Source organism: Deltaproteobacteria bacterium, assembly GCA_016234845.1.
Classification (GTDB): domain Bacteria; phylum Desulfobacterota; class Deferrimicrobia; order Deferrimicrobiales; family Deferrimicrobiaceae; genus JACRNP01.
This window is the reverse complement of the sequence record JACRNP010000207.1, coordinates 1-10,263: the sequence shown is the minus strand read 5'-3', so window position 1 is coordinate 10,263 and position 10,263 is coordinate 1. Positions and strand designations below refer to the sequence as shown.

The window sequence follows — 10,263 nt, the reverse complement described above, 5'->3', positions numbered from 1 at the left end:
TCCGAGAACCTCCCGGTGGCCCCCAGCGAACCGTACACCTCGTCCGTCGATATCTGCAGGTACCGGGCGACCCCCGCCTTCCGCGAGGCGTCCAGCAGCACCTGCGTCCCGAGGATGTTCGTCTTCAGGAAGAGGGACGGATCGTCGATGCTGCGGTCCACGTGCGTCTCGGCCGCGAAGTTGACCACCGCGTCGGGCTTTTCCTCCGCGAGAATGCGGGCGACGGCCGCCGCGTCGCAGATGTCGGCGCGGTGGAACCGGTGCCGCGGGTCGGAGGCCACGTCGGCCAGGTTCGCCAGGTTCCCCGCGTAGGTGAGCTTGTCGACGTTCACGACCTGCCAGTCGTCGTGCGCGGCCAACGCGTACCGGACGAAGTTCGATCCGATGAACCCCGCCCCGCCGGTCACCAGTGCCTTCAGCATGTCAGCGCACCTCTCCCGCCTTCGATTCCAGGAATTCGATCACCGCCGCTTCCCACGGCCTCGGGGTCTCCCCCGTGATCCCGCGATACTTCTCCTTGGACAGAACCGCGTACGCCGGTCGGGGCGCGGGGTACGGCAGATCCCGGGTCGCCGCAGGAGAGAGCGCCGTGTAGCCGGGGAGCGCGCGCGCCAGCACGAACCGCGCGAGGCCGTACCAGGTCGTCTCCCCCTCGTTGGAAAAGTTCACGGTCCCCCGCGCGCCCGCATCGACCAGCGCGAGAACCGCCCGCGCCAGGTCCACCGTGAAGGTGGGGCACCCGGTCTGGTCCGACGCCACCCGCAGCGCCTCCCCTTTGCGCGCCTTTTCCAGGATCGTCCCGATGAAATTCCTCCCCCCGGGGCCGTACAGCCACTGGGTGCGGACGAGGAGGTGCTCCCCAGCCGCCTCCCGCAGCGCCTCCTCGGCGGCCAGCTTGCTCTTCCCGTAGACCGAGAGCGGGCGGACCGGGTCCTCTTCGCGGTACGGGAGGGCGGACGTCCCGTCGAACACGTAGTCGGTCCCGAACGAGACCACCGCCGCCCCCGCCTCCCGGGAAGCGGCCGCCACGTTCCGCGTCCCTTCGGCGTTGAGGGCGAAGGCGGCCTCCGGCTCGCCCTCCGCGCGGTCGACCGCCGTGTACGCGGCGCAATGGACCACAATCCGGGGGCGGAAACGCCCGATCTCCCGGAGGCACGCCGCGGCGTCCAGGACGTCGCACTCCGCCAGGTCGGTGACCCGCACCTCGAACCGGGGCCGGAACGCCGCCGCGATCTCGCCTCCCAGCAGGCCGCGCCCGCCGGTGATCAGCACCCGCTCCACCTATCTCCTCCACCACCCCCCAGAACAGGGACGTTCACAAATCTTCATCAAAACCGGGACAGTCATCGAACCTTCCCTCCCCCTTCACTGTCCCTTTTCTGGGGGAGTTCTGTGAACGTCCCTGTTCTGGGGGTCAGACCCGGGCGTGGGCCTCGTGGGCCTTCCGGCCGATCGAATGGTACAGGAAGCCGCGTTCCCGCATCTTCCGCGGTTCGTAGATGTTGCGGCCGTCGAAGATCACCGCGTTCCGCATCAGCGTCTTCATCAGGCCGAAGTCCGGCTTGCGGAACTCGTTCCACTCGGTGGCGATCACCAGCGCGTCGGCCCCCTGCAGCGCGCCGTACGATGACTCGGCGTACGCGATCCGGTCGCCGTACCGGGCCCGCGCCCCCGCCATCGCCTCCGGGTCGTACGCGACGACCGACGCGTTCGCTTTCAACAGCTCGTCGAGGATATGGAAGACCGGCGCCTCCCGCGTGTCGTCGGTGTTCGGCTTGAACGCGATCCCCCAGACCGCCACGCGCTTGCCCGAGAGCTCCCCTCCGAAATGACGCTCCATCTTCCGGAAGAACCGCTTCCGCTGCTCCTGGTTGATGGTCTCCACCGCGGTCAGCACCGTCAGCGGGGCCCCCGCGTCGTTTGCGCTCCGAAGCAGCGCCTTCACGTCCTTGGGCAGGCACGACCCGCCGTACCCGAGGCCCGGGAAGAGGAACTTGTGCCCGATGCGCGAGTCCGACCCGATCCCCTCGCGGATCCTGTCGATGTCGGCCCCCACCGCGTCGCAGAAGTTCGCCAGGTCGTTCATGTAGGAGATCTTCAGCGCCAGGAAGGCGTTCGCCGCGTACTTGGTCACCTCGGCGCTCTTTTCGTCCATCACGATCACCTTGCTCCCCGGCTGGAGGAACGGCTCGTACAGGTCCTTGAGGGCGACGATCGCCCGCTCGCTCGCGCACCCGATCACCACGCGCTCCGGCCGCAGGAAATCCTCGACCGCGAACCCCTCGCGCAGGAACTCGGGGTTCGACACCACGTCGAAGTCGAACGAAGGCCCCGCGTTCGCCCGGATGGCCGCCTGCACCTTTTCGCTGGTCCCGACCGGCACGGTGGATTTGTCCACGATCACCTTGTATCCGGCGCCCGGATTGCGGGCGAAGATCTTCCCCAGGTCCCCCGCCACCTGGAGGATGTATCGGAGGTCGGCGGAGCCGTCCTCGCCCGGAGGGGTCGGCAGGCACAGGAAGACGATCTCGGCCGGGACCACGGCCTTCTCGAGGTCGCCGGAGAACGCGATCCGGTTCTTCTTCAGGTTGCGCAGGTAGATCTCGTCGAGCCCCGGCTCGAAGATGGTGACCTGCCCCCCGCTAAGCTTCTCGACGACCTCCGGGTTCGTATCCACGCAGTGCACCTCGTTGCCGCGCTCGGCCAGGCACACGCCGGTCACCAACCCCACGTACCCGGTCCCCACGATCGCCACGTTCATCCCGCGTCCCCCGAGAATCCGAAGTGTATACCGGTAAGCCTTTAGAGAGTACCGCAGAACCGCCCGCCCGGGGAAGCGGCCCCGGTCGAGGTATACTCTATCGGATGGTTTTCCGGAAAACTTCCCAAACCGTCGGGCTCCCGCTCCTGGCCTGCCTGTTCCTGGCGCACCTCACCGCCGGCCCGGCGGGCGCCATCGGGGGGCCGCGTCCGGTCACCGTGTCCGTGGAGGGGGAAGTCCGCAATCCCGGCACCCACGCTCTTCCCCACGACGCGACGCTGTCCACGCTGATCGTCGCCGCCGGCGGCTATACCGACAATGCGGAGCTGTCCGGCGCGACACTGCTGCGGGGAGCGACGGTCATCCCGGTGGAGCTGTCCCACCCGCGGCTCATGAAGAACAGCCCGCGGGACGTTCCGCTCAACGAGGGCGACACGCTCCGGATCCCGTCGCGCGTCCCCGGCGCGCCGGCCCGCCCGACAACGCGCCGAACCGCGGGAGAACCGTTCGACGGGCCGAACAACTTCGGCGTCACCGGGCTGTTCGAGACCCCCGACGCACGCCCGATGCGCGGGAACCGGTACCGTCTCGGCTCCACGTACGTCCACCCGTACCGGTTCTACTACGGGACCGTCGGCCTGTTCGAACGGGTGGAGGTGAACGCGCGGGTGACGCAGGTTATCGGCGTTCCCGGTTTCAACGATAACGGCGCGTACGGCGACTTCAAGGACAAGGCGGTCGACGCGAAATTCCTGCTGCTCAAGGAAGGGAAATTCCTTCCCGCCGTGGCCGTGACGATCTCCGACCCGCACGGGACGCGACTCCAGGCGTCCCAGGCGGTCGTGGCCGGCAAGCGGATCGGCCCGTTCGACCTTTCGCTGGGGTTCGGCAACGGGCGCCTCGGCAGGCGGCCGCTCCCGTCGCAGGGGGAGGGGTTCAGGCTCGAGCTTCTCACCGACCCGGCGAAGTGGGCCCGGGAGGCGCTCCCCTTCGGCGGCGTGCGGTTCGCCGCCACGCCGTGGCTGTCGCTTCTCGCCGAATACTCCCCCGTCCGCTACGAGCGGCAGACGCAGGACCCGGCGCAGCCGAAATATTTCCCCTCCGCCGTCGCTTCGCCCGTGAACCTGGGCGTCCGCGTCAAGCCGCTCCGCTGGCTGGATCTGACCGCGAGCTGGCAGCGCGGGAGCGAGCTCGGGATCTCCGCCTCCGTCGACTTCGAGATCGGCCGGCCGCTGGTCCCGATATACGACCCGCCGTACCGGGAGCGCCCCGAAGCCGCCCGCCTGCCGCTTTCCGACCGGATCGGCCTCGCCCTGTCCGAAGCCGGCTTCAGCGACATCGGGGTCGAATCCGACGGCTTCCACCTGCGGGTCGACGCGCGGAACGACCGGTACTTCTTCACCCCCCGCGCCGCCGCCGTCCTCTTCGAGACGATCGCCCCGTTCGTGCCGCCGACCGTCGAATACGTGCGGGTCGTGTTCACGGAGAACGGGATCCCCGTCGCCGAGGCCACCGTCCCCGGCCCCGCGCTGACGGAAGCCCGCGGGACCGCCGACCTGCGGGAGCGGATCGGGGAATCGACGGGATTCCGGTCGTCGGACTTCTCCGGACCGGCCGGAAACCTCTCGCACCGGCGCCGGTACGACTACCACCTGAAGCCGTCGTTCGCAACGTTCCTGAACGACCCGTCCGGCTTCTTCAAGTACCGGCTCGGAGCGGCCGGGGGAGTTACCGTCTACCCCTGGAAGGGGGGGGCGTCGCTCCTGGAGCTGGACGCGCACCCGCTGAACAACATCTCCACGTCGAACGCACCGCTTTCGATCCCGGTCCGCAGCGACGTGGCGGAGTACATGCGGCAGGACGTTTCCCTCGGGCGGCTTCTCTTCGCCCAGACGTTCGCCTCGCGGGAGCCGGCGTACCTCCGCCTGGAGGCGGGGATGCTCGAACGGATGTTCGGCGGCGCGGACGGCGAGGCCGCGATCCCCCTGTGGAGCGGAAGGGTCCTCGCCGGGGCGTCCGGGAGCGTGGTCCGAAAGCGCGCACCCGACGGGACGTTCGGTTTCCGCGGCGGCGCCGATCACCACACCGTCCTGCTCCTGGGGCGGCTGAACGTGCCGGAGATCGGCTCGGCGCTCGACGTCAAGGCGGGCCGGTTCCTGGCGGGCGACAAGGGGGTCCGGATCTCCGCGTCGAAATTCATCGGCGGCGTCACGCTGTCGGCCTGGTACAGCGCCACGAGCACGACCATGTTCACGGACCCGTACAACCGCGGATACCACGACAAGGGGATCGCCGTGGACATCCCGATCCGTCTCTTCGCCGGGCGCGATTCGCGTACGGTGTACCGGTACAGCCTCTCCCCATGGACGCGCGACGTCGCGCAGGACATCGACCGCCACCAGCCGCTGTTCGACCTGATCGGCCGCAACGCTGGGCCGCTCCTTGACACCGACCGGCCTTCGATGTACAAGGATTCAAGATAACCCGCCGTATCCAAAGGGGGTTTCAAATGAACAGGAAACGATGCCGACACATCCGAAAGGCCGCGACCGCCGTCCTGTCCGCGACCCTCTTCCTCTGCTTCTCGATCTCGTCCGCGATCACCGCGTCGGCCGCCGACACGTGGGAAACGTGGCCGAAGAAGACGATGGAACCGGGCGTCGACAAGAAGCCGGCCGCTCCGGCTCCGCCTCCGTCCAATTCGGCCCCGGCCGCCAATGCCGGCGAGGCCGCCGGCGCCAAGACCGCGGAAGGGATGTCCGCAGGAACCATCGGCTGGATCGCCGCCGGAACCGCCGCCGTCATCGGCATCGGGATCGCCGCCGGGGGCGGGGGCGGCGGGAGCACCACGCCCGCGCACCACTGATCGACGCGTCCACCGAATTCCGCCGCACCCGGCGCGCCCTCCTCTTCGCGGGCGCGTCCGTTTTTCTCCTGTCCGCCACCTTCGCCGCGCACCCGGGCCCCGTTCACTCCGCAGGGGATGAACACCACCCCGCCGTTCCCGCCATCCTGGCCCGCGCCGAGTCGCTCTTCCTGTCGATGAAAAACCGAGACTACCCGGCGATCTTCTCCGCCTTGAGCGCGAAGTCGCGCCGCGCGATCGTGGACGACACGGTCAAGGCCGCCGCGGCCGAGGGAGAAAAACCGCTTCCCCGGGAGGAGGTCGCGGCGGATTTCGAGGCGGGGGGGACGATCGCGCAAGCGTACTGGAACGCCTTTGTCCGCCGGTTCGATCCGGACGATCCGCTGGAGCGCGGCCGATGGGAAATCGGAGATGTGGGGAGGGAGCGCGCGGTGATCCTCATCACCCAAAAGGGGGCGACTCACCCCGCGGCGCTTCAGATGTTCCTGGAGGATGGCGCCTGGAAGGTCGGGCTGGTGGAGACGTTTTGGGGGGAAAGGTGAACCAGCGGGCGGTCGCCGCCCTGTCATTCCTGCAGATCCTCCTGTCGGTCCCGGCCGCGCAGGCGGTCGAAATCCACCCCTTCTACGCCCGGCACTTCAGCCCGCTGGTCCAGGCGTTCGGCCTGCCGCCCGCGGAGGACGGCGACACCGCCCCGGCGGGAACCGTCCTTTCGCGGCTGGTCGTCGACGCGGCGAACAGCTACCACGGCGGCGCGGGTCCCCGGCAGTCGGCGTCCCTCGACGGCGAGACGTGGCGCACTACCCTGGCGCTGCGGTACGGGGCCGGTCCTCGGCTCGAAGCCGGGATCGACGTGCCCTTGATCAACCACTCGGGCGGGTTCCTGGACGGCTTCATCGACGATTTCCACCGGTTCATCGGCAAGCCGAAGAACGACGGAACCGGGAACCCTCGCGACCGGTTCGGCTACACGTACACGCGGGACGGGACGGCGATCGTCGTCCTGACGGACGACACGTGGGCGTTCGGGGACGTCCTGCTTTCCGCCGCGTGGCGCCTCTCCCTGCCGGGCGGCGCAAGACGACCGACGGCGCTCCGCGCCGCGCTGAAGCTGCCCACGGGGAATGAAAAGGAGCTCGCCGGCAGCGGCGGGACGGAAGCGTCGTTGCGGATCGCGGTCCTCGATCCGGTTACGTTCTCCCGATGGAACACGGCGCTCTTCGCCTCGGCGGGAGTCCTGTACATCGGCACCGACACGATCCTCGGCGACCTTCGCCGTCCCGTCGTCGGGTTCGGGACGATCGGCGCGGGGTGGTCCCCCGCCTCGTGGGTCGCCCTCAAGCTCCAGGCCGACGGGCACACGGCCTTGTCCCGCGAGAACGGGTTCAAGCCTCTGACGTCGACCGTCCACCTGATGGGCGGGTTCACGTTCGCGCTTCCGGACGGGGTGGAGATGGACCTGGGAATCGCGGAGAACGTCCTGAACGAATCGGCGCCGGACGTGGGATTCCAGATCGCCTTCCGAAAGCGGTTCGGGGGTTAATGCAGCGACTTCGAGGGGGGGGTGATCGTGGGGGGGCGGGGCGGGGAATCGGGCGAAAGTGCGGAACCGTGTTCGTGTTCCGTGGAAGTTCTGCGGTTTTCATCAACGTCCCGGTTCTGCGGGTCGGCGGTTGCCATGACCGGGACTCCGTGGAATTCGTACGCGGGGCGGTACCCTTTCACGAGAGCGTCGAGCTTCTCCACAACGGAGCGGCGCTCCCCGGTGATGGCGGCGATGATCAGCTCCTCCAGCCGGCGGGGCCAGGAGGCGGGCATCTTCTCGTTGCCGATCAGCTTCATGACCTTCGGGTGGGAGGTCCCGTTCACGTCCTCCCCCTCGATGATCAACTCCTCGTGCAGCTTCTCCCCGGGGCGCAACCCCGTGTAGACGATCTCGGCGTCCACGCCGAGCTCCTTCCCGGATAGCCGGATCAGGTTTTTTGCCAGGTCGAGGATCTTCACCGGTTCGCCCATGTCGAGGACGAACACCTCTCCCCCCTCCCCCATCGCGCCCGCCTGCAGGATCAGCCCGGCCGCCTCGGGGATCAGCATGAAGTAGCGCGACGCCTCCGGGTGGGTGACGGTCACCTTCCCCGTGGACTCGAGCTGCTTGCGGAAGATCGGGATCACGCTCCCCGCGCTGCCCAGCACGTTGCCGAACCGGACCGCGACGAACACCGTGTCCTTCCCTTCCCCGTTCATGTTGTGGATGACGAGCTCGGCCAGCCGCTTGGTCGCCCCCATCACGTTGGTGGGCCGGACCGCCTTGTCGGTCGACACGAGCACGAACCGCTTCACGCCGAACCTGGCCGACGCCTCCGCCACGATCCGCGTACCGAGGACGTTGGTCTTCACCGCCTCGACCGGGTGCAGCTCCATCATCGGAACGTGCTTGTACGCCGCCGCGTGGTACACGATCGCCGGCCGGTGGACGCGCATCGCCTCCTCGACCCTGGCGCGGTCGCGTACGTCCCCGATGATCACCGCGATGTCCAGGCCCGGGAACTTATCCCGCATCTCGTTCTCGAAGTCGAACAGGGGGCTCTCCGCTACTTCATACAGCACCAGCCGGGAAGGGGACAGCCCCGCGAGCTGGCGGCAAAGCTCGGAGCCGATGGAGCCGGCCGCCCCGGTCACCATCACCACGCGGCCGGTGACGTGCCGGTGGAGCAGGTCGGCGTCGAGCGCCACCGGGTCGCGCCCGAGCAGGTCCTCGAGGTCCACGTTGCGCAGCAGCGCCACGCTGACCGACCCGCCGATCAGCTCCCCCACCCCCGGAAGGATCCGAGCGCGGGCCTTCACGTCGTTGCAGTGGGAAAGGATGTGCCGCAGGCGGGACGGGGTGGCCGACGGGATGGCGATGATGATCTCGTCGATCCGGTGCTTTTCACAGATCGCCTGGATGTCGGAGTGCCCCCCCAATACCGGGACGCCGTAGATCCGGGTGTTGACCTTCAGCCAGTCGTCGTCCACGAACCCCACTTCCACCATGCCCAGCCCCGGATTCTCCCGGATCTCCCGCACGATCATCCGGCCCGCCGACCCGGCCCCCACGACCAGCACCCGCCTGCCGTCCCGCCGCTGGGCGAACCCGAGCGTCTCCTTCGCCATACGGATCGAGAACCGGGTGCCGAGGACCAACGCCAGCGTGAAGCCCCAGTCGAGGATGTAGATCGACCGGGGGATCGGCGTCTGCTCCGGCACAAGGTAGACCCCGGCCGCGAACAGGACCGACCCCAGCGTGCACCCGGCGACTATCGGCGGGACGTCCTGGATCGCCACGTGCCGCCACCAGCCGCGGAAGAGGCCGCATACCAGGAAGGCGAACGCCTTCGCGATGATCAGGAGGGGGATGGTGTGGCGCATCACCGCCACGAAATCCCGCGGGATGCTGAATTCGAAGCGCACCAGGTACGCAAGATGGTTCGCGGAGAGGAATATCGCCAGATGAAGGAGGAACTTGAGGACGACCAGGTTCTTCATGGCGAATTCCTTGCGGCGGGACAGGAAGTCCGCTACGCGGGGCCAGGGGGATCGGATGCGGTCGCTCCCTTACATTGAAGTCTTAACTTGATACGGTCATGGGTATTATATCGGAGAGAGCGGGAAAATCTTAAGACGATTTCGAATTTCAGGGGCGCTGTTTGTCCGGTAAAACCGGGGCGGTCGAACCAGGGACAATCGTGGTTGCGTTCTGCCTCTGTTTTGCCTTCTTTTCAGCGAGTTTCTGTTTCCGCTCAGCCTGCTTCATCTTCTGTTGGGCCTGAAACAGCTTCAGCGATTTATTGATTTCGTCATCGCTCATGAGGAGCGCTCCGGCCGATAATCCGTCCGTCACGCCCTTTAGAAAGAGATCCCGGTCGACCTCGACCCCCTGCCGCTGAAAACTTCTCACCATGTCGACGCCGGTGGCGTAGCTGACCTTGTCCTTCGGCGTCTCGAGGGCGGGGGGCTCCCCGGCGCTCACTCGTGACACAAGGAACAATGCTCCGAGAATCACAATCCATATCCTGGTCATCGGATTTCCGGTCCATGAAGTCAATGAATTCATATCACTGTAGCTCGTATGAAACCTGCTGGAGCGCCTCCACCTCCGCGGAGGAACCCGCGTTTCTCACGTACACCGTCACATAGTGCGTCCCGTTCGCAGCCCCTGTGGTATCCCATGTCCACGTGGGTGTCGTGGAATATGGCCGGACCACCGCCCAGGCGCCGCCGGTCAAGAGCCAGTACTCGTACTCATAGGTCCCTGTACCACCGCTGCCCGAGGCGGTGAAGAGCACCTGCGTCCCCGCAGGACGCGGGCCGGCCGGAGATGGAGTCAGCGTCACTCCGGTGGCGGGTGACGATACCGCGTATGAAACCTGCTGGAGCGCTTCCACCTCCGCGGAAGAACCCGCGTTTCTCACGTACACCGTCACATAGTGCGTCCCGTTCGCAACCCCTGTGGTATCCCATGTCCACGTGGGTGTCGTGGAGTATGGCCGGACCACCGTCCAGGCGCCGCCGGTCAAGAGCCAGTACTCGTACTCATAGGTCCCTGTACCACCGCTGCCCGAGGCGGTGAAGAGCACCTGCGTCCCCGCAGGACGCG

General features: G+C 67.6%; 10 protein-coding genes. 4 read left to right on the top strand and 6 right to left on the bottom strand.

The window, feature by feature from the left end; translation table 11 throughout:
- The 3 genes from HZB86_12685 to HZB86_12675 all read right to left on the bottom strand — a co-directional run.
- The coding region (locus tag HZB86_12685) for a GDP-mannose 4,6-dehydratase (protein ID MBI5906376.1) at positions 1–419 on the bottom strand (419 nt) is incomplete at its 3' end.
- Positions 420–423: 4 nt separating this feature from the next.
- Positions 424–1,281, bottom strand: a complete 858-nt coding sequence (gene rfbD / locus HZB86_12680; protein ID MBI5906375.1) for a dTDP-4-dehydrorhamnose reductase — start codon at positions 1,279–1,281, stop codon at positions 424–426.
- Positions 1,282–1,414: 133 nt separating this feature from the next.
- Positions 1,415–2,761, bottom strand: coding sequence for a UDP-glucose/GDP-mannose dehydrogenase family protein (locus HZB86_12675; protein ID MBI5906374.1), 1,347 nt, complete (start codon positions 2,759–2,761; stop codon positions 1,415–1,417).
- 104 nt (positions 2,762–2,865) lie between these two features.
- Between HZB86_12675 and HZB86_12670 the strand changes: the two genes are divergently transcribed.
- The 4 genes from HZB86_12670 to HZB86_12655 all read left to right on the top strand — a co-directional run bounded on the left by HZB86_12670 (position 2,866) and on the right by HZB86_12655 (position 7,170).
- Complete coding sequence (locus HZB86_12670; GenBank protein ID MBI5906373.1) at positions 2,866–5,244, top strand: YjbH domain-containing protein; 2,379 nt, start codon at positions 2,866–2,868, stop codon at positions 5,242–5,244.
- 164 nt (positions 5,245–5,408) lie between these two features.
- Positions 5,409–5,627 carry a hypothetical protein gene (locus HZB86_12665; GenBank protein MBI5906372.1) on the top strand — a complete coding sequence of 73 codons (219 nt, stop codon included), beginning with the start codon at positions 5,409–5,411 and terminating at the stop codon, positions 5,625–5,627.
- A gap of 176 nt (positions 5,628–5,803) precedes the next feature.
- Positions 5,804–6,169: a hypothetical protein gene (locus HZB86_12660; protein ID MBI5906371.1), complete on the top strand. Its 366-nt coding sequence runs from the start codon at positions 5,804–5,806 to the stop codon at positions 6,167–6,169.
- On the top strand, positions 6,166–7,170 hold the full coding sequence (locus HZB86_12655; protein ID MBI5906370.1) for a DUF3187 family protein: 1,005 nt from the start codon (positions 6,166–6,168) through the stop codon (positions 7,168–7,170). The genes HZB86_12660 and HZB86_12655 overlap by 4 nt, the downstream gene beginning before the upstream one ends.
- Here the strand turns inward: HZB86_12655 and HZB86_12650 are convergent.
- The 3 genes from HZB86_12650 to HZB86_12640 form a co-directional block, all read right to left on the bottom strand.
- Positions 7,167–9,152: a polysaccharide biosynthesis protein gene (locus HZB86_12650; protein ID MBI5906369.1), complete on the bottom strand. Its 1,986-nt coding sequence runs from the start codon at positions 9,150–9,152 to the stop codon at positions 7,167–7,169. The genes HZB86_12655 and HZB86_12650 overlap by 4 nt on opposite strands.
- 148 nt (positions 9,153–9,300) lie before the next feature.
- Entirely contained in the window at positions 9,301–9,687 is a 387-nt protein-coding gene (locus HZB86_12645) for a hypothetical protein (GenBank protein MBI5906368.1), read from the bottom strand.
- Between the two features lie 34 nt (positions 9,688–9,721).
- Positions 9,722–10,084: a hypothetical protein gene (locus tag HZB86_12640; GenBank protein ID MBI5906367.1), complete on the bottom strand. Its 363-nt coding sequence runs from the start codon at positions 10,082–10,084 to the stop codon at positions 9,722–9,724.
- Positions 10,085–10,263: the final 179 nt, after the last annotated feature.